Genomic DNA, 19,582 nt, shown 5'->3' with positions numbered 1-19,582 from the left:
GAGGGGGGCACCTCCGGCGGATCCAGCGGGTCCGGGCCGGGGCCTTGGCCGCTCCCGCCCGCCGACGAGTACGCCACAGAAGAGAGACCCCATGTCCTGGCTGTCCAGATTCAGCCTCGCGCAACGGGCCCTGATAGGTCTGATCTCCATCGTCGCCCTGGTGTTCGGGGCGATCGCGATACCGCAGCTCAAGCAGCAGCTGTTCCCCTCGATCGAGCTGCCGATGGTCTCGGTCCTCGCTCCCTACCCGGGCGCCTCTCCCGATGTGGTCGAGAAGCAGGTCGTGGAGCCCCTGGAGAGCAACCTGAAGGCCGTCGACGGCCTGAAGTCGTTCACCTCCACCGCCTCCGAGGGCATGGCCGTCGTCATGGCCTCCTTCGACTACGGCGACGAGTCCACCAAGCAGCTCGTCGCGGACGTCCAGCAGGCCGTCAACCGGGCCCGCGCCCAACTGCCCGACACGGTCGACCCGCAGGTCGTGGCCGGTTCGACGGACGACATCCCGACCGTCGTCCTCGCCGCTTCCTCCGGCAAGGACCAGCAGGCCCTCGCCGCCCTCCTGGAGCGGACCGTCGTGCCCGCCCTCGAAGGCATCGACGGCGTCGCCCAGGTCGCCGTCAGCGGCGTCCAGGACCTCCAGGTCTCCGTCACCCCCGACGAGGCGAAGCTCGCCGGGGCCGGGCTCAGCTCCATGAGGCTCGCCGAGGCACTGCGCTCCGGCGGCGCGACCCTCCCGGCCGGCGCCTTCTCCGAGGCGGGCAGGAACCGCACGGTCCAGGTCGGCGGCGGCTACACCTCGCTGCGCCAGATCGAGGACCTCCGCATCCCCGCCGCCGTGCCCGGCAAGGGCGAGGCGGTCCGCCTCGGCGACGTGGCCACCGTCCGCCAGGAGGAGTCGCCGCGCGTCTCCCTCACCCGCACCAACGGCAGGCCCAGCCTCGCCGTCATGGCCACCATGGACAAGGACGGCAGCGCCGTCGCCATCTCCGACGCCGTCGAGAAGGCACTGCCCGACCTGCGCCGCGACCTCGGCGCGGGCGCCGAGCTGACCGTGGTCTCCGACCAGGGCCCGGCCGTCGCCAAGGCCGTCTCCGGTCTCACCACCGAGGGCGCCCTCGGCCTCGTCATGGCCGTCCTGGTGATCCTGGTCTTCCTGGCGTCGATCCGCTCCACCCTGGTCACCGCGGTCTCCATCCCGCTCTCGGTGGTCCTCGCCCTGATCGTGCTGTGGACCCGCGACCTCTCGCTCAACATGCTGACGCTGGGCGCGCTCACCATCGCCATCGGCCGGGTCGTCGACGACTCGATCGTGGTCCTGGAGAACATCAAGCGGCACCTGGGCTACGGCGAGGAACGGCAGGGCGCGATCCTCACGGCGGTCCGCGAGGTCGCGGGCGCCGTCACCTCCTCGACCCTCACCACCGTCGCCGTCTTCCTGCCGATCGGCCTGGCCGGCGGCATGATCGGCGAGCTGTTCGGCTCGTTCTCGCTGACGGTCACGGCGGCCCTGCTGGCCTCGCTGCTCGTCTCCCTGACCGTGGTCCCCGTCCTCTCGTACTGGTTCCTGCGCGCCCCCAAGGGCACCCCCGAGGACCTCGCGGAGGCCCGCAGGCTCGCCGAGGAGAAGGAGGAGAAGAGCCGTCTCCAGCGCCTGTACGTGCCGGTCCTGCGGTTCGCCACCCGGCGCCGGACGATGAGCCTGGCCATCGCGCTGGTCGTCCTCGTGGCCACCTTCGGCATGGCCCCGCTCCTGAAGACCAACTTCTTCGACCAGGGCGAGCAGGACGTCCTCACCATCCAGCAGGAGCTGGCGCCGGGCACCGCCCTCGACGCCTCCGACGCCGCCGCGAAGAAGGTCGAGAAGCTCCTCGCGGACACCGAGGGCGTCAAGGACTACCAGGTCAACATCGGCTCCTCCGGCTTCATGGCGGCCTTCGGCGGCGGCACCGGCACCAACCAGGCCACCTTCAAGGTCAGCCTGGCGGACTCCGGCGCGTACGAGAAGACCAAGGACGCCCTGGAGAAGGGCCTCGCCGCCCTCGACGGCGTCGGCGACACCCGGCTGTCGGCCGGCGAGAGCTTCGGCAGCCAGGGCCTGAGCGTGGTGGTCAAGGCCTCCGACGCGGAGGTCCTGAAGAAGGCGTCCGAGCAGGTCCGCGCGGCGGTCGCCGGGCTCAAGGACGTCACGGACGTGCAGAGCGACCTCTCGCAGTCCGTGCCCCGGATCTCCGTCCGGCCGAACACCAGGGCGGCCGACGCGGGCTTCGACTCCACCTCGCTCGGCATGATCGTGGCCCAGGCCGTCCGGGGCACCCCGGCCGCCAAGGCGGTCCTCGACGACACCGAGCGGGACGTCCTCATCACCACCGCCCGGCCGGTCGGCACCCTCGACGGGCTCAGGGCCCTGCCGCTCGGCCCGGTGAAGCTGGGCGACGTCGCCACCGTCGAACTGGTCCCCGGCCCGGTGTCCATGACCCGGATCGACGGCGCCCGCGCCGCGACCGTCACGGCCAAGCCGCTCGGCGACAACACCGGCGCGGTCAGCAGCGCCCTCCAGTCGAAGATCAGCACCCTGGACCTGCCCGAGGGCGCCACCGCCAGCATCGGCGGTGTCTCCGAGGACCAGTCCGAGGCCTTCCTCAAGCTGTTCCTGGCGATGCTCGCCGCCGTCGCGATCGTCTTCATGCTGCTGGTGGCGACCTTCCGGTCGCTGATCCAGCCGCTGATCCTGCTGGTCTCGATCCCGTTCGCGGCGACCGGCGCGATCGGTCTCCTGGTGGTCACCGACACCGCCATGGGCGTCCCGGCGATGATCGGCATGCTGATGCTCATCGGCATCGTCGTCACCAACGCCATCGTCCTGATCGACCTGATCAACCAGTACCGGGCCCAGGGCCTCGGAGTCGTCGAAGCGGTGATCGAGGGCGGCAGGCACCGGCTCCGTCCGATCCTGATGACCGCCCTGGCGACGGTCTTCGCCCTGCTGCCGATGGCACTCGGCATCACCGGTGAGGGCGGCTTCATCGCCCAGCCGCTGGCCGTGGTGGTGATCGGCGGTCTGATCACCTCGACGCTGCTGACCCTCCTCCTCGTGCCGACGCTCTACGCGATGGTCGAGCTCCGCAAGGAGCGCCGCGCGAAGAAGAAGGCGGCGCGGAAGGCGAAGGACGGCACCGACGTCCCCGCGCAGGGCACGGACACGCCCGCCGACGCGCTGCTGGTGGACGCGGTCGATCTCTGACCGGGACATGAGGAAGGGGCGCCCCGCGTGATCGCGGGGCGCCCCTTCCGCCGTGTACGGGGGCCGGCCGGGCCGGTGGCGCGGCGGGCGGGTCCGGGGGCCGGTCCTGCCCGTCGTCCGGCCGTGTCCGGGGAATTGTTACGGCAGGGCGAGCATCCGCTCCAGGGCGAGCTTCGCGAAGCCCTCCGTCTCCTTGTCGACCTGGATCTGGTTGACCAGGGTGCCCTCGGCCAGCGACTCCAGCGTCCACACCAGGTGCGGCAGGTCGATGCGGTTCATCGTCGAGCAGAAGCAGACCGTCTTGTCGAGGAAGACGATCTCCTTGCCCTGGTCGGCGTAACGGTTCGCCAGCCGCCGGACGAGGTTCAGCTCGGTGCCGATGGCCCAGCTGGAACCGGCCGGGGCCGCCTCCAGGGTGTTGATGATGTACTCGGTCGAGCCGACGTGGTCGGCGGCGGCCACCACCTCGTTCCTGCACTCCGGGTGGACCAGCACGTTCACCCCGGGGATGCGCGCGCGGACGTCGTTCACCGACTCCAGCGAGAAACGCCCGTGCACCGAGCAGTGACCCCGCCACAGGATCATCTTCGCGGCGCGCAGCTCCTCGGCGGTCAGCCCGCCGCCCGGCTTGTGCGGGTTGTAGACCACGCAGTCGTCCAGGGACATGCCCATGTCGCGGACGGCCGTGTTGCGGCCCAGGTGCTGGTCCGGCAGGAAGAGCACCTGCTCGCCCTGCTCGAAGGCCCACTTCAGGGCCCGCTCGGCGTTGGACGAGGTGCAGATCGTGCCCCCGTGCCTGCCGGTGAAGGCCTTGATGTCGGCCGAGGAGTTCATGTACGAGACGGGCACGACCCGGTCGGCTATGCCCGCGTCGGTCAGCACGTCCCAGCACTCGGCGACCTGCTCGGCGGTGGCCATGTCGGCCATCGAGCAGCCCGCGGCGAGGTCCGGCAGGACGACCTTCTGGTCGTCGCCGGTGAGGATGTCGGCCGACTCGGCCATGAAGTGCACACCGCAGAAGACGATGTACTCGGCGGCGGGCCGGGCGGCCGCGTCGCGCGCGAGCTTGAACGAGTCGCCGGTGACGTCGGCGAACTGGATGACCTCGTCGCGCTGGTAGTGGTGGCCGAGCACGAAGACCTTGTCCCCGAGCTTCTCCTTGGCCGCGCGGGCGCGCTCCACCAGGTCCGGGTCGGAGGGCGACGGCAGATCGCCGGGGCACTCCACACCCCGCTCGCTCTTCGGGTCGGCCTCGCGGCCGAGGAGGAGCAGGGCGAGCGGCGAGGGCTGCACGTCGAGCTCAGTACGGGGCTGGGCCGTGGTCACGTCACGCACCCTTTCTTCGGGTCTTCGGGGAACCTTTTCGTCGAAATGACGCTATCTATCATAACGCCTTCACGTCACGCTGACGATGTCCATAGTGTCGATGTGACGAATTCGCCGTCCGGCTCCGCCCGCCCCATCGGCCGCCCTCCCCCCGCCCGCACCGTCTCCGCCGCTGGACAGGGTGTGCGAGCATGAAAGGAGCGAGGACCCACTCGACCCGGAATGAATCCGGGGCACCGACGGTTGCAACGTCGGCAAGCAGTCTCCGTACACCATCGGGAGAGAAGCAGATGTCCGTATCGGACGAGAAGACCACTGTCAGCGACGGCATCCTCCTGTCCGACGCCGCCGCGGCCAAGGTCAAGGCCCTCCTCGACCAGGAAGGCCGCGAGGACCTGGCCCTGCGCGTCGCCGTTCAGCCCGGTGGCTGCTCCGGCCTGCGTTACCAGCTGTTCTTCGACGAGCGTTCGCTCGACGGCGACGTCCTGAAGGACTTCGACGGCGTCAAGGTCGTCACCGACCGGATGAGCGCCCCCTACCTGGGCGGCGCCTCGATCGACTTCGTCGACACCATCGAGAAGCAGGGCTTCACCATCGACAACCCGAACGCCACGGGCTCCTGCGCCTGCGGCGACTCGTTCAGCTAAGCCGTACCGAGCGGTACGGCTGTGAGGGCGGCGGCCCGGGAGACCTTCCCGGCCCGCCGCCCTCACGCGTACGCGTACCCGTCCTCGGGTGCGCCCGGTCCTCGACGTGCGTCCCTTCCGCCGGGGCTCAGCGCCGGGGCACCGTCTCACCGCTCGCGGCGTCCACCACCGGCCGGGAGCCCAGCGGGGCGTCCAGCGTCACCGTCCGCGTGAACTCCTGGGCGAGCGCGACGCACACCTTCCCCGGCTCCGTCGCCTTCTCGACGATCCGCACCGCCACCCGCTCCGGGCGCTCCTCCGCCGTCACGGTGTATGTACTGCACACCCCGCCCCAGAACGAGACCGTCAGCTTCCGGCCACCGTCCTCCGCGCGGTACGACTGGACCTGCCGGGCCGGAGCCGTACCGTCCGAGGGCGGCACCGTCGGCGAGGCCGAGGGCTTCGCCGACCGGGCGAGCAGCTCCGGGGCGACCGCCTCCCGCACCACCGTGTAGGGCGGCCCGTCCACCGGGTCCGCCGTGAACAGCCACGACGGTACGAGCAGCCGCTCACCGGCCACGTCCCGCGCGGCCAGCGCGAACACCGCGCCCGTCACCGGCACCCGCTGCGGCGGTGTCGTGCCCGCGACCTTCCGGCACGGGGGCTCCGGCGTGATCCCGCCACCCCCGCCGGTCGTGCCGCCGACGCCGGGCTTCCCGTTGCCGTCCACCCGGTCACCGCCCCCGGGCTCCCCGGCACCGTCCACCCCGCCGGGCCCGCCCGGCTTCCCCGCGCCGTCCACTCCCCGCGGGGCGCCCGCCGGGCAGGGGTCCGTGCCGACCGGGCCCGAGGTCCTGGCGTCCTCGTTCAGCGCGGCCAGCGCCTTCTCCGCCGCGATCACCGGGTACACGCCGTCCTTCGCCGGTTCCTTGAGCGTCCCGCTCCCGGAGACCGGCCGGCCGTCCCGTCCGATGTGCAGCCCCGTCGACCAGCCGTGGGTCGGCAGCCCGTCCACCACCGGGTCGGCGTTCACCAGCCGCAGCGAGCCGTCCACCACCCGGTTCGCGGTGATCTTCGCGTCGTCCTGGCCGAGCGCCTTCAGGACGGGCGCCGCCGCCGCCCGCGCCGCCGCCTCGCTCGGCGGGGCGCCACCCGTGGAGGGCTTGCCCTCGCCCGGCGGGGGGCAGGCGGGGCCCTTCAGGCAGGCGTCACCGATCGGGCCGCCGTCGAACCAGGAGTACGACCAGTTCCCCGGCGCCTTCCGGGCCACGTCGAGCCGCGGACCGGAACCGTCCTTCTCGGGGCGGATCGTCCAGACGTCCCCGACCAGGGCCGGGCTCCCGGCGAGGCCGAGCGCCGCGGCCAGCCTGGTCACCTCGGCCGAGGTGACCAGGCCCTCGGGCCGGTGGACCGCGGCCGAGGAGGGCCCTTGGGGGAGTGGGCCCTTGGCTGTGTAGACGGTCCCGCCGGGACCGCCGCCGGGATCGGGCTCGCCGGGTGCGATCCCGCGACCGCTCCGGGCGTCACCGGAGCCGGTGCCGCCCTCTGCCGAGGCCGCCGGGCCGACCGTCGGCCCCGTACCGACGTCAGGGACGGCGACGCCAGGTGCCGTGGCGGAGTAGGCCAGATAGCCGCCCCCGGCGAGCAGCACCCCCGCCACCGCCGAGACGGCCAGTACGTTCCGGCGCCTCCGCCCGTTCTCCGTATCGCTCACCGCAACGCTCCCTCGTCTCGACAACGGACGCCGGTGGGACGGAGCGGACGGGCGGACGGTTCCGTCCGTCAGCCGCCGTACTCGGCGGTGGCCGCGATCAGCCGGGCCGAGGCCGGGGAGACGACCACGCCGTGGATCGCGGCGGGGGAGACGGGGGCGGGCGCCGGAGAGACCGGGGTGACCCAGTGCGGGGCCATCCGCGCGCCCGCGCCCCGCAGCTCGGCGAGGCTGAACTCGGACTCGTGTCGCTCGCGAGGAGCGGGGTACGTGGTCATGGGCGCACCGTACGCACCACACGCCTCTGGGGAAAAGGCCTACTCTGGGGTAGTTTCCACTGTTCGGCAGCGCGCGCCCCAGCGGGTAGCGTGAACTGTCCTTTCCCACGTCCCGCAGGAGCACCCAGCCGTGCGTATCGCAGTCACCGGCTCCATCGCCACCGACCACCTCATGACCTTCCCCGGCCGGTTCGCCGACCAATTGGTGGCCGACCAGCTCCACACGGTGTCCCTCTCCTTCCTCGTCGACAACCTCGACGTCCGCCGCGGCGGCGTCGGCCCCAACATCTGCTTCGGCATGGGCCAGCTCGGCGGCGCCCCGATCCTGGTGGGCGCGGCCGGGTACGACTTCGACGAGTACCGTGCCTGGCTCGACCGGCACGGCGTCGACACCGGCTCGGTACGGATCTCCGAAGTCCTGCACACCGCCCGCTTCGTCTGCACCACGGACAAGGACCACAACCAGATCGGCTCCTTCTACACCGGAGCCATGAGCGAGGCCCGGCTGATCGAGCTGAAGGCCGTCGCCGACCGCGTCGGCGGGCTCGACCTGGTCCTGATCGGCGCCGACGACCCCGAGGCGATGCTCCGGCACACCGAGGAGTGCAAGACGCGGTGCATCCCCTTCGCCGCCGACTTCTCGCAGCAGATCGCCCGCATGGACGGCGAGGAGATCCGCACCCTCCTCGAAGGCGCCACCTACCTCTTCTCCAACGAGTACGAGAAGGGCCTCATCGAGTCGAAGACCGGCTGGACCGAGGAGGAGATCCTGGCCCGCGTCGGCCACCGGGTCACCACCCTCGGCTCGCGCGGAGTGCGCATCGAGCGCGTCGGCGACACCCCGATCGAGGTCGGCTGTGCCGAGGAGACCGCCAAGGTCGACCCGACCGGCGTCGGCGATGCCTTCCGCGCCGGATTCCTCACCGGTCTGTCCTGGGGCGTCGGCCTGGAGCGCGCCGCCCAGGTCGGCTGCATGCTGGCCACCCTGGTCATCGAGACCCTCGGCACCCAGGAGTACACCCTGGCCCGAGCCAACTTCATGGAGCGCTTCACCAAGGCGTACGGCGAGGACGCCGCCGCCGAGGTCCGCACTCACCTGGTCTGACCACCCGCCCCGGTCCCGCGCGGACCGGGGCACCCCAGGCCGCGGAACCCCCCGGGCCCCGGGACCCCTCCTACGGGGGCCCGGGGCCCGTACCGCACCCGGCCGACCCCGGCCCGCCCCGCACGGGACCGGCCCGCGCAGGACCGCCCCGGCCCGAGCCGCCCGGCCCCGGTCCCGAGCCGCCCCGGGTCCCGGGGCCCTCCCGCTCTCAGGCCACCCGGCGCACCACGTACGCGACCCCGCCCCGCGCCGACGGCTCCTCGCCCACGTACTCCTGGCCGCGCATCTCGCACCAGGCGGGGATGTCGAGACGGGCCGCCGAGTCGTCCGCCAGGACGGTCACCGTGCCGCCCGGCGGAACGTCGCCGATCACCTTCGCCAGCTCGATCACCGGGATCGGGCAGCGCTTGCCGAGCGCGTCCACCACCAGCGGGCCCGCGTCCACCCCCGGCGTCCCCCCGTCCACCCCCAGCGGGCCCGCGCCCGCCGCCGGGGCCGCCGCCCGGCCGGCCGGGGCACCGAGGCGTTCCCGCGCCCCCGCCACCACTCCGGGCAGCACGTCGAGGAACCGGTCCACGTCCCCGGCCGCCGTACCGGCCGGCAGGGACACCCGGACGTTCCCCTCGCTCAGTACGCCCATCGCGCGCAGCACATGGCTGGGCGTCAGCGTCGAACTCGTGCACGACGAACCGGACGAAACGGAGAAACCCTCCCGGTCCAGCTCGTGCAGCAGCGTCTCCCCGTCGACGTAGAGACAGGAGAACGTCACCAGATGGGGGAGCCGCCGCACCGGGTCGCCCACCACCTCCACGTCCGGCACCAGCTCCGCCACCCGGACCCTGAGCCGGTCCACCAGGGCCCGCAGCCGCGCCCCCTCGGTCGCCGCCTCCGCCCGTACGGCCCGCAGCGAGGCCGCCGCCGCCACGATCCCGGGCAGGTTCTCGAAGCCCGGCGCCCGGCCCGACTCCCGCTCGTCCGCCGGGCCTTGCGGAGCGAACCTGACCCCCTTCCGCACGGCCAGCAGCCCCACCCCCGCGGGACCGCCCCACTTGTGCGCGCTCGCCGCGAGCAGCGACCAGCCGCCCTCCACCGGCCCCCAGCCCAGCGACTGGGCCGCGTCCACGAGCAGCGGCACGCCCGCCGCCCGGCACGCCTCGGCGACCTCCGCCACCGGCTGCTCGGTCCCCACCTCGTGGTTGGCCGACTGGAGACACGCCAGGGCCGTCCCGGCGCCGAGCGCCGACGCGAACCCGTCCGCGTCCACCGCGCCGGACCGGCCCACCGGCACCTCGGTCACGGTCCCGCCCGCCGCCGCGTGCGCCTCCGCCGCGTGCAGCACGGAGGAGTGCTCGACGGCCGAGACCACGAGCCGGTCGCCGACCCGCCGCCGCCCCGCCAGCGCCCCGGAGACCCCGGTGTGAACCGCGCGCGTCCCCGAAGGAGTGAACACGAGCTCGTCCGGGCGGCAGCCCACGGCCTCCGCCGCCGCCTCCCGCGCCGCGTCGAGCAGCAGCCGGGCCCGCCGTCCCTCCCGGTACAGCCGGGCGGGGTCGGCCCAGCCCTCGTCCAGGGAGGCGAGCAGCGCCTGGCGGGCGACGGGGTGCAGCGGGGCGGCGGACGCGGCGTCGAAGTACGGCATCCGCCCACGGTAGGGCCTGCGGGGAACCCTCGTACGGCCGGGCGCCCCGGACCCGTCGGACGGGGGTGAGACCACGTCAGAAGGGGGGCGCGGCGCGCCGTGAGACACCCGAACGGACGCCTCGGGACCCCCTGCGGAACCCCGGAGTCCACCCCTTCGGGGACTCGGACGGCGCGTTGGGCACCCTCCCCGCGCGACCCCAAATAGCGTCCAGTAGGGTTTGGTCCGCATAAACATCCAAACCCCTGCCCGCGGCACGGGGCGGCGACCGACCAGCGAGACGGACGACCGTGGCCGACCAACGCGGGCCGAGACTCTCGGGAAGGCGCTACGTGAGTCCCAACGGCTCCGACCTCCCCCGCAGCCAAGGCGCGGGTGGTACCCCCACGTCGCGGCGCCCGATGCGGCGGAAGCTGCCGCAGGTGCTGACTGCGGGCCTGATCCTGGCGACAGCCACCGGCTGCTCGTACAACTGGGAAGACTTCCCCCGCCTCGGAATGCCCACCCCCGTCACGGAAGAGGCGCCTCGGATCCTCTCCCTGTGGCAGGGCTCGTGGGCCGCCGCCCTCATTACCGGCGTCCTGGTGTGGGGCCTGATCCTCTGGTCCGTCATCTTCCACCGGCGTAGCCGGACCAAGATCGAAGTACCTCCGCAGACCCGTTACAACATGCCCATCGAGGCGCTGTACACGGTCACTCCGCTGATCATCGTCTCGGTGCTCTTCTACTTCACCGCGCGCGACGAGTCCAAGCTCCTCGAACTCTCCGACAAGCCCGCCCACACGGTCAACGTGGTCGGCTACCAGTGGAGCTGGGGCTTCAACTACGTCGAGAACGTGCCCGGTGTGAAGGGTGACGCCAAGACGGACAAGAACCTCGCCTCGATCCCCAACAAGTTCCTCGAGGACTTCCCGGAGAACGCGGGCGGTGTCTACGACGCCGGTATCCCGGGTGACCGCAACCCCCAGACCGGCAACCCGGGCCCGACCCTGTGGCTGCCCAAGGGCGAGAAGGTCCGGTTCGTCCTGACCTCCCGTGATGTCATCCACTCCTTCTGGGTCGTCCCCTTCCTGATGAAGCAGGACGTCATCCCGGGTCACACCAACTCCTTCGAGGTGACCCCGACGCGTGAGGGCACCTTCCTCGGCAAGTGCGCCGAGCTGTGCGGTGTCGACCACTCCCGGATGCTCTTCAACGTCAAGGTGGTCTCCCCGGAGCGCTACCAGCAGCACCTGAAGGAGCTGGCCGAGAAGGGGCAGACCGGCTACATCCCGTCTGGCATCGAGCTGACGGACCCGGCCAGGAATGCGGAGAAGAACCAACTGTGAGCATCCCCAACGAAACCCAGGGTGCCGCCGCAGCTGAGGACTCGTACGAGAACGAGTTGCCCGTACGGCGCAAGCAGCCCGGCAATGTCGTGATCAAGTGGCTGACCACCACGGACCACAAGACGATCGGCACGCTCTACCTGGTCACGTCGTTCGTCTTCTTCTGCATCGGCGGACTCATGGCGCTCTTCATGCGCGCCGAGCTGGCCCGTCCGGGTACGCAGATCATGTCGAACGAGCAGTTCAACCAGGCGTTCACGATGCACGGCACGATCATGCTGCTGATGTTCGCGACGCCGCTGTTCGCCGGATTCGCGAACTGGATCATGCCGCTGCAGATCGGCGCGCCCGACGTGGCGTTCCCGCGGCTGAACATGTTCGCCTACTGGCTCTACCTGTTCGGCTCGATCATCGCGGTGGCCGGCTTCCTCACCCCGCAGGGTGCGGCCGACTTCGGCTGGTTCGCCTACTCCCCGCTGTCGGACGCGGTCCGCTCGCCGGGTGTCGGCGCCGACATGTGGATCATGGGCCTGGCCTTCTCCGGCTTCGGCACGATCCTCGGTTCGGTCAACTTCATCACCACGATCATCTGCATGCGCGCCCCCGGCATGACGATGTTCCGCATGCCGATCTTCACCTGGAACGTGCTGCTGACCGGTGTCCTGGTCCTGCTCGCCTTCCCGGTGCTGGCGGCGGCGCTGTTCGCCCTGGAGGCGGACCGCAAGTTCGGTGCGCACATCTTCGACGCGGCCAACGGCGGCGCGTTGCTGTGGCAACACCTCTTCTGGTTCTTCGGCCATCCAGAGGTGTACATCATCGCGCTGCCGTTCTTCGGCATCGTCTCGGAAGTCATCCCGGTCTTCAGCCGCAAGCCGATGTTCGGCTACATCGGCCTGGTGGCCGCGACCATCGCGATCGCGGGTCTGTCCGTGACCGTGTGGGCGCACCACATGTACGTCACCGGTGGCGTGCTCCTACCGTTCTTCTCCTTCATGACGTTCCTCATCGCCGTACCGACCGGCGTGAAGTTCTTCAACTGGATCGGAACGATGTGGAAGGGCTCACTGTCCTTCGAGACACCGATGCTCTGGACGATCGGCTTCCTGATCACCTTCACCTTCGGTGGTCTGACCGGCGTCATCCTGGCCTCGCCGCCGATGGACTTCCACGTCTCCGACTCGTACTTCGTCGTCGCGCACTTCCACTACGTCGTCTTCGGCACCGTGGTCTTCGCGATGTTCGCGGGCTTCCACTTCTGGTGGCCGAAGTTCACGGGCAAGATGCTGGACGAGCGGCTCGGCAAGATGACGTTCTGGACGCTGTTCATCGGCTTCCACGGCACCTTCCTGGTGCAGCACTGGCTCGGTGCCGAGGGCATGCCGCGTCGCTACGCGGACTACCTGGACGCCGACGGCTTCACCGCGCTGAACACGATCTCGACGATCTCCTCCTTCCTGCTCGGCCTGTCGATCCTGCCGTTCTTCTACAACGTCTGGAAGACCGCCAAGTACGGCAAGAAGGTCGAGGTCGACGACCCGTGGGGCTACGGCCGTTCGCTCGAATGGGCGACGTCCTGCCCGCCGCCGCGGCACAACTTCCTCACGCTGCCGCGCATCCGGTCGGAATCGCCCGCGTTCGACCTGCACCACCCTGAGATCACGGCTGTCGACCAGCTCGAGAACAAGCCGCACGAGGCCGCGGCCCTGACGGGCAGCAAGGAGGCCGGCAAGTGAAGATCCAGGGCAAGATGTTCATCTGGCTGAGCGTCTTCATCCTTGCCATGGCGGTCCTGTACGGCGTCTGGTCCAAGGAGCCGGTCGGCACGACGGCGCTCTTCCTGGCCTTCGGCCTGTCCATCATGATCGGCTACTACCTGGCCTTCACGGCCAAGCGGGTCGACGCGATGGCGCAGGACGACAAGGAGGCCGACGTCGCGGACGAGGCCGGTGAGGTGGGCTTCTTCGCCCCCCACAGCTGGCAGCCGCTGGCGCTGTCCGTGGGTGGCGCGCTCGCCTTCCTCGCCGTCGCCATGGGCTGGTGGATCCTCTACTTCTCCGCCCCGCTGCTCCTGATCGGCCTCTTCGGCTGGGTCTTCGAGTTCTACCGCGGTGAGAACCAGAACCAGTAGCGGTACCCGCTCCGCACGGAGCACCCGAGGGGCCCGGACACTTCGTCACGAAGTGTCCGGGCCCCTCTTTTGCAGCACTCGGCGCGCTGTCCCACGTGATTGTTCTTACGGTGAGTGCATGAACGACACGCCGCGTATCCGGACTGTTGTGAGCTGCACCCTGCTGGCCGTCACCGTCACCGCGACCGCCACGGCGTGCGGGGGCTCCGACGGCCACCCGCTGTCGGCGAGGGCCTACGACGCGGCCGGACAGCTCGTGGTCAGCGCCCCCGCCAAGGGTGCCAAGGCGGATCCCGAGAAGCCCCTGGAGGTCACCGCCAAGGGCGAGGAGGGGCGGATCACCGACGTCAGCGCCGTCGACTCCGCGGGCCACCACCTGGCGGGCGAACTCACCGCGGACGGGCGCCGGTGGCGCTCCACGGCCTCCCTGGCGGCCGGAGCCCGCTACACGGTCCGGGTGGCCACCGAGGACGAGGAAGGCGCTCCAGGGGCCCGTACGTTCACGTTCGAGACGGCTCCGGCCAAGCGGGCCCTCACGGTGACCTTCGGCCCGGAGGCGGGCACGTACGGCGTCGGGCAGCCCATCACGGCCGAGCTCAGCGTCCCGGTCAAGGACCGCAAGGCCCGCGGGATCGTCGAGCGGGCCCTCAGGGTCCGCTCGACCCCCTCCGTCGAGGGCTCCTGGTACTGGGTGGACGAGAAGACGATGCACTTCCGCCCGAAGGAGTACTGGCCCGCCGGGGCGCTCGTCACGGTCACCGGCAACCTGGACGGCCTCAAGATCGGCGACAAGCTCTACGGCGGCGCCTCCGCGCCGCTGAAGCTCACCATCGGCGACCGGATCGAGGCGATCACGGACGCCGGGGCGCACTACATGACCGTGCTGCGCAACGGAGAAGTGATCAACGGCATCCCGGTGACCACCGGCAAAGCGGGCTATTCCACCCGGAACGGCATCAAGGTGGTGCTGGGCAAGGAGTACTTCGTCCGGATGCGCGGCACCAGCATCGGCATCTCCACGGGCAGCTCCGACTCGTACGATCTGCCCGTCTACTACGCGACCCGGGTCACCTGGAGCGGCGAGTACGTGCACGCCGCCCCGTGGTCCGTCGGCTCCCAGGGCGTCGAGAACGTGAGCCACGGCTGCGTCGGCATGTCGACGGGGAACGCGGCCTGGTTCTACGAGACCGTCCGCCCCGGCGACATCGTCAAGACCGTCAACAGCTGGGGCGAGGAGATGGACACCTTCGGCAACGGCTTCGGCGACTGGAACATGCCCTGGGCCGACTGGCGCAAGGGCAGCGCGCTGGTCGAGCCGAGCGGCGACCCGACCCCCGCCACCGAGAAGGCCCGCCTCCGGCCCTCGATCTGATCAGTCCGACCGGCTCACGCGTCGATGGACAGGCGTGAGCGCAGCAGGGCCGCCAGGGACGCCGCGAACTCGACCGGTTCCACCGGGAGGGTGACCGCGGCGTCCGCGCGGCTCCAGGTGGCCAGCCAGGCGTCCTGAGGGCGCCCGATGAGCAGCAGCACCGGCGGGCACCCGTACACCTCGTCCTTGATCTGACGGCAGACGCCCATGCCTCCCGCGGGCACCGCCTCGCCGTCCAGGACGCACACGTCGACGCCGCCCTCGTCCAGGCGCTTCAGCACCGCCGGCAGCGTCGCGCACTCCACGAACTCCACCGGGGGGACGTCCGACGCGGGCCTGCGCCCTGCCGCCAGCCGTACCTGCTCGCGGGTGTTCGCGTCGTCGCTGTAGACCAGGACCGTGGCACTCGACTGCATCGTTCCTCCGGCTGGGAAGGCGGGCGGTCGTCGTCGACCGATGCGCGGGATGCTACTCCGGTCCACACCCCGTCAACACCCGTCCAGCACCTGTTCGAAGGGTGCCGGGAGGCCCTCGCACTGGGCCGTTCGGGCTGGACACACCCCTCGGACACTCCGAACGGCACCCCCCGGAGTGAGGGCGGGATAAGCGACCGACATAATGTCGGTCGTGGCGACAGTAACGACAGTAGAAACAGGGCACGCGCACCCGTCGGTCAATCGACCGAACCTCACCAGCGTCGGAACCATCATCTGGTTGAGCTCCGAGCTGATGTTCTTCGCGGCCCTCTTCGCGATGTACTTCACCCTGCGATCGGTGACGGGTGCCGAGTTCTGGGCGGAAAAGGCTTCGGCCTTGAACTTCCCGTTCTCGGCGACCAACACCACGATCCTGGTGCTCTCCTCCCTCACCTGCCAGCTCGGCGTCTTCGCCGCCGAGCGGGGTGACGTGAAGAAGCTCAGGACGTGGTTCATCATCACGTTCGTGATGGGTTCGATCTTCGTCGGCGGACAGGTCTTCGAGTACACCGAGCTCGTCAAGGAGTACGGCCTCTCGCTGTCCTCCGACCCGTACGGCTCGGTGTTCTACCTGACCACCGGCTTCCACGGACTGCACGTGACAGGCGGACTCATCGCCTTCCTGCTGGTCCTGGGCCGGACGTACGCCGCCAAGAGGTTCACTCACGAACAGGCAACCGCCGCCATCGTCGTGTCCTACTACTGGCACTTCGTCGATGTCGTCTGGATCGGCCTCTTCGCCACGATCTACATGATCAAGTAATCGGCGCCGCCGACCCGGCGGACCGAGACATCCAGCAAGCATCGACGCAGAAGATCCTGACACCGGGGTAATCCGTGAAAAAGCTCTCCGCACGACGACGCCATCCGCTGGCGGCGGTCGTCGTCCTACTTCTCGCGCTGGCGGCCACCGGGGGGCTGTACGCCGCGTTCGCGCCCGCAGGCACCGCGAAGGCCGATGAAACCGCCCAGTCCCTCGCCATCGAGGAGGGCAAGAAGCTCTACTCCGTCGGCTGCGCCAGCTGCCACGGAACCGGGGGCCAGGGCACCACCGACGGCCCGTCCCTCGTCGGCGTCGGCTCCGCCGCCGTCGACTTCCAGGTCGGCACGGGCCGGATGCCGGCCCAGCAGCCGGGCGCCCAGGTCCCGAAGAAGAAGGTCATCTACTCGCAGGCTGAGATCGATCAGCTCGCGGCGTACGTGGCCTCTCTCGGGGCCGGCCCGATCACGCCGGCCCAGAGCCAGTACGACCCCGCCGGCGCCGACGCGGCGAAGGGTGGCGAACTGTTCCGCACGAACTGTGCCCAGTGCCACAACTTCACCGGTGCCGGTGGCGCGCTGACCCACGGCAAGTTCGCCCCGAGCCTCGAAGGCGTCAGCCCGAAGCACCTCTACGAGGCCATGCAGACCGGCCCGCAGAACATGCCCTCCTTCCCCGACTCGGTCATGCCGGAGAAGCAGAAGAAGGACATCATCGCGTACGTCGAGTCCGTCAGTGGCGAGAAGTCGGACAACCCGGGCGGTCTGAGGCTCGGTAGTCTCGGCCCCGTCGCCGAGGGTCTGTTCGCCTGGGTCTTCGGCCTGGGCGCGCTGATCGCAGTTGCCATCTGGGTCGCGGCCCACACCGCTAAGGCCAAGAAGTCATGAGTAGCCAAGAGATTCCAGAAGAGACCCTGCCGGCAGTGCAGGACACCGCGCACGGCGCGGTGAAGGTCGCCGACGACCCGTTCGCCGACCCGGGGCTCCCGCCCCACAAGCCCCGCATCCAGGACATCGACGAGCGGGCCGCCCGCCGGTCCGAGCGCGCGGTCGCCTTCATGTTCACGCTGTCGATGCTGGCCACCGTCGGCTTCATCGCCTCGTACGTGATCTTCCCGGTCGACAAGATCGTGTACATCTGGCCCTTCGGCCGGGTGTCCGCGCTCAACTTCGCGCTCGGCTGGACCCTCGGCCTCGCCCTCTTCTTCATCGGAGCGGGCGCGGTCCACTGGGCCCGCACCCTGATGTCCGATGTGGAGATCGCGGACGAGCGGCACCCGATCCAGGCCGACGCCGAGACCAAGGCGAAGGTCATGGCGGACTTCGCGGCCGGTGCCGCCGAGTCCGGCATGGGCCGCCGCAAGCTCATCCGCAACACGATGTTCGGCGCGCTGTCGCTCGTACCGCTCTCCGGCATCGTGCTGCTGCGTGACATGGGCCCGCTCCCCGAGAAGAAGCTCCGGACCACCCGTTGGGCCAAGGGGCTTCAGCTCATCAACATGAACACCCACGAGCCGCTGCGTCCCGAGGACGTCACGGTCGGCTCGCTGACCTTCGTGATGCCGGAAGGCCTGTCGGAGCACGACGAGGACTTCCTCACCGAGATCACCAAGGCCGCCGTGATGATCGTGCGGATCGAACCGCAGGACATCAAGGACAAGCGCGAGCTCGAGTGGTCGCACGAGGGCATCGTCGCCTTCTCGAAGATCTGCACCCACGTGGGCTGCCCGATCTCCCTGTACGAGCAGCAGACGCACCACGTCCTCTGCCCGTGCCACCAGTCCACCTTCGACCTCTCCGACGGCGCCCGCGTCATCTTCGGCCCGGCCGGGCACGCCCTTCCGCAGCTGCGGATCGGCGTGAACGACAAGGGCTTCCTCGAGGCGCTCGGCGACTTCGACGAGCCCGTCGGTCCTGCCTTCTGGGAGCGCGGATGAGCACCGTGACCGATACGACGAAGAAGGCGCCCGCCGGTGAGCGGGTCGCCGACTGGGCCGACGGCCGCCTGGGGATCTACACGCTGGCCAAGGCCAACATGCGGAAGATCTTCCCGGACCACTGGTCCTTCATGCTGGGCGAGATCTGCCTCTACAGCTTCCTCATCATCATCCTGACGGGCGTCTATCTGACGATGTTCTTCCACCCGTCGATGAACGAGGTGGAGTACGTCGGACCGTACGTCCCGCTCCAGGGACAGCTGATGTCCGAGGCGTTCAACTCGACCATGCACATCTCGTTCGAGGTGCGCGGTGGTCTGCTGATCCGGCAGATCCACCACTGGGCGGCGCTGATCTTCCTCGCCGGCATGTTCGTGCACATGATGCGCGTCTTCTTCACGGGCTCGTTCCGCAAGCCGCGTGAGATCAACTGGCTGTTCGGCTTCCTGCTGTTCTTCCTGGGCATGTTCACCGGTTTCACCGGTTACTCGCTCCCGGACGACCTGCTCTCCGGCACCGGTGTCCGCTTCATGCAGGGCGCGATCCTGTCCGTGCCGATCGTCGGCACGTACCTGTCGATGTTCCTGTTCGGCGGCGAGTTCCCCGGCGGCGACTTCGTGGCCCGGTTCTACTCGGCCCACGTCCTGCTGCTGCCCGGCATCATGCTCGGCCTGATGGTGGCCCACCTCATCCTGGTGTTCTTCCACAAGCACACGCAGTTCGCCGGCCCCGGCCGTACGAACAACAACGTCGTGGGCATGCCGCTGCTGCCGGTCTACATGGCCAAGGCCGGAGGCTTCTTCTTCCTGGTCTTCGGTGTCATCTCGGTCATCGCGGCCGTCGCCTCGATCAACCCGATCTGGGCCATCGGCCCGTACCGGCCCGACCAGGTCGGCACCGGAGCGCAGCCCGACTGGTACATGGGCTTCGCCGAGGGTCTGATCCGTGTCATGCCGGGCTGGGAGATCAACCTCTGGGGCCACACGCTGGTCCTCGGTGTGATGATCCCGCTGGCGATCTTCCCGGCGGTCCTCGCGGCCATCGCGGTCTACCCGTTCATCGAGTCCTGGATCACGGGCGACAAGCGCGAGCACCACATCGCGCAGCGCCCGCGCAACGCTCCGACGCGCACCGCCTTCGGTGTCGCCTGGATCACCGCGTACATGATCATGCTCGTGGGTGGTGGAAACGACATCTGGGCGACCCACTTCCACCTGTCGATCAACGCCATCACCTGGTTCGTGCGGATCTTCTTCTTCGCCGGTCCGGTTATTGCGTTCATCGTCACCAAGCGGATCTGCCTCGGCCTCCAGCGCCGGGACAAGGACAAGGTGCTGCACGGCCGCGAGTCCGGCATCATCAAGCGCCTGCCGCACGGTGAGTTCGTCGAGGTCCACGAGCCGCTCAGCCAGGGCGAGCTGTACCGCCTCACGGCGCACGAGCAGTACGAGGCCGCCGAGCTGCCGCCGGCCGTCGACGAGAACGGCGTCGCGCGCAAGGTCAGCGGTCTGGAGAAGCTCCGGGTCAAGCTCAGCAAGGGCTACTACGGCGACGACAGCCAGATCGCCAAGCCCACGGCCGAGGAGTACAAGGAGATCCAGAGCGGCCACGGCCACCACTGATCACCTGAACACCTGACCATGTGAAGGTCGCCAC

16 protein-coding genes are annotated in these 19,582 nt (G+C 70.0%); 11 read left to right on the top strand and 5 right to left on the bottom strand.

Annotated elements, in window-relative coordinates:
• Positions 1–91 precede the first annotated feature (91 nt).
• Complete coding sequence (locus tag ACIRQY_RS09535) at positions 92–3,241, top strand: efflux RND transporter permease subunit (RefSeq protein WP_403923304.1); 3,150 nt, start codon at positions 92–94, stop codon at positions 3,239–3,241.
• Between the two features lie 138 nt (positions 3,242–3,379).
• Here ACIRQY_RS09535 and nadA read toward each other — a convergent pair whose 3' ends face one another.
• On the bottom strand, positions 3,380–4,567 hold the full coding sequence (gene nadA / locus ACIRQY_RS09530; protein ID WP_403923302.1) for a quinolinate synthase NadA: 1,188 nt from the start codon (positions 4,565–4,567) through the stop codon (positions 3,380–3,382).
• 290 nt (positions 4,568–4,857) lie between these two features.
• On the opposite strand from nadA, the gene ACIRQY_RS09525 reads away from it, so the two are divergent.
• Positions 4,858–5,214, top strand: a complete 357-nt coding sequence (locus ACIRQY_RS09525; protein ID WP_351752758.1) for an iron-sulfur cluster assembly accessory protein — start codon at positions 4,858–4,860, stop codon at positions 5,212–5,214.
• A gap of 127 nt (positions 5,215–5,341) precedes the next feature.
• Here the strand turns inward: ACIRQY_RS09525 and ACIRQY_RS09520 are convergent, their stop codons facing one another.
• The gene (locus ACIRQY_RS09520; RefSeq protein ID WP_403923300.1) at positions 5,342–6,907 is read right to left on the bottom strand and encodes a hypothetical protein; all 1,566 of its coding nucleotides are present in this window, start codon (positions 6,905–6,907) and stop codon (positions 5,342–5,344) included.
• 68 nt (positions 6,908–6,975) lie between these two features.
• Entirely contained in the window at positions 6,976–7,182 is a 207-nt protein-coding gene (locus ACIRQY_RS09515; RefSeq protein WP_351779523.1) for a hypothetical protein, read from the bottom strand.
• A gap of 130 nt (positions 7,183–7,312) precedes the next feature.
• Between ACIRQY_RS09515 and ACIRQY_RS09510 the strand changes: the two genes are divergently transcribed.
• Positions 7,313–8,287, top strand: coding sequence for a carbohydrate kinase family protein (locus ACIRQY_RS09510; RefSeq protein WP_403923298.1), 975 nt, complete (start codon positions 7,313–7,315; stop codon positions 8,285–8,287).
• A gap of 208 nt (positions 8,288–8,495) precedes the next feature.
• Here ACIRQY_RS09510 and ACIRQY_RS09505 read toward each other — a convergent pair whose 3' ends face one another.
• Positions 8,496–9,926 carry a cysteine desulfurase/sulfurtransferase TusA family protein gene (locus tag ACIRQY_RS09505; RefSeq protein ID WP_403923296.1) on the bottom strand — a complete coding sequence of 477 codons (1,431 nt, stop codon included), beginning with the start codon at positions 9,924–9,926 and terminating at the stop codon, positions 8,496–8,498.
• Positions 9,927–10,258: 332 nt separating this feature from the next.
• Here ACIRQY_RS09505 and coxB point away from each other — a divergent pair, with 332 nt between their 5' ends.
• The 4 genes from coxB (at position 10,259) to ACIRQY_RS09485 (ending at position 14,754) form a co-directional block, all read left to right on the top strand.
• Positions 10,259–11,254: a cytochrome c oxidase subunit II gene (gene coxB / locus ACIRQY_RS09500; RefSeq protein ID WP_401235814.1), complete on the top strand. Its 996-nt coding sequence runs from the start codon at positions 10,259–10,261 to the stop codon at positions 11,252–11,254.
• The gene (ctaD, locus tag ACIRQY_RS09495) at positions 11,251–12,987 is read left to right on the top strand and encodes a cytochrome c oxidase subunit I (protein ID WP_351779513.1); all 1,737 of its coding nucleotides are present in this window, start codon (positions 11,251–11,253) and stop codon (positions 12,985–12,987) included. Before coxB ends, ctaD begins: the two co-directional genes overlap by 4 nt.
• On the top strand, positions 12,984–13,382 hold the full coding sequence (locus ACIRQY_RS09490) for a cytochrome c oxidase subunit 4 (RefSeq protein ID WP_351779510.1): 399 nt from the start codon (positions 12,984–12,986) through the stop codon (positions 13,380–13,382). The genes ctaD and ACIRQY_RS09490 overlap by 4 nt, the downstream gene beginning before the upstream one ends.
• 118 nt (positions 13,383–13,500) lie before the next feature.
• Positions 13,501–14,754 carry an Ig-like domain-containing protein gene (locus ACIRQY_RS09485; protein ID WP_351779507.1) on the top strand — a complete coding sequence of 418 codons (1,254 nt, stop codon included), beginning with the start codon at positions 13,501–13,503 and terminating at the stop codon, positions 14,752–14,754.
• A 14-nt stretch (positions 14,755–14,768) separates the two neighbouring features.
• On the opposite strand, the gene ACIRQY_RS09480 is transcribed toward ACIRQY_RS09485, so the two are convergent.
• Complete coding sequence (locus ACIRQY_RS09480) at positions 14,769–15,170, bottom strand: hypothetical protein (RefSeq protein WP_351779504.1); 402 nt, start codon at positions 15,168–15,170, stop codon at positions 14,769–14,771.
• 202 nt (positions 15,171–15,372) lie between these two features.
• On the opposite strand from ACIRQY_RS09480, the gene ACIRQY_RS09475 reads away from it, so the two are divergent.
• The 4 genes from ACIRQY_RS09475 to ACIRQY_RS09460 all read left to right on the top strand — a co-directional run bounded on the left by ACIRQY_RS09475 (position 15,373) and on the right by ACIRQY_RS09460 (position 19,548).
• The gene (locus tag ACIRQY_RS09475; protein WP_351779502.1) at positions 15,373–15,993 is read left to right on the top strand and encodes a heme-copper oxidase subunit III; all 621 of its coding nucleotides are present in this window, start codon (positions 15,373–15,375) and stop codon (positions 15,991–15,993) included.
• 74 nt (positions 15,994–16,067) lie between these two features.
• Positions 16,068–16,877 carry a c-type cytochrome gene (locus ACIRQY_RS09470; RefSeq protein ID WP_403923292.1) on the top strand — a complete coding sequence of 270 codons (810 nt, stop codon included), beginning with the start codon at positions 16,068–16,070 and terminating at the stop codon, positions 16,875–16,877.
• Positions 16,874–17,926, top strand: a complete 1,053-nt coding sequence (locus ACIRQY_RS09465) for a Rieske 2Fe-2S domain-containing protein (protein ID WP_351779496.1) — start codon at positions 16,874–16,876, stop codon at positions 17,924–17,926. Before ACIRQY_RS09470 ends, ACIRQY_RS09465 begins: the two co-directional genes overlap by 4 nt.
• A complete protein-coding gene (locus tag ACIRQY_RS09460; RefSeq protein ID WP_366441558.1) occupies positions 17,923–19,548 on the top strand; it encodes a cytochrome bc complex cytochrome b subunit in 1,626 nt (541 codons plus the stop codon). The genes ACIRQY_RS09465 and ACIRQY_RS09460 overlap by 4 nt, the downstream gene beginning before the upstream one ends.
• The last annotated feature ends 34 nt before the right edge of the window (positions 19,549–19,582 follow it).

Source organism: Streptomyces sp. NPDC101490, from assembly GCF_044767145.1.
In the GTDB taxonomy this organism is placed as follows: Bacteria; Actinomycetota; Actinomycetes; order Streptomycetales; family Streptomycetaceae; genus Streptomyces.
Note: the sequence above shows the minus strand (reverse complement) of the source record. Positions and strands in the feature narration are given on the sequence as shown.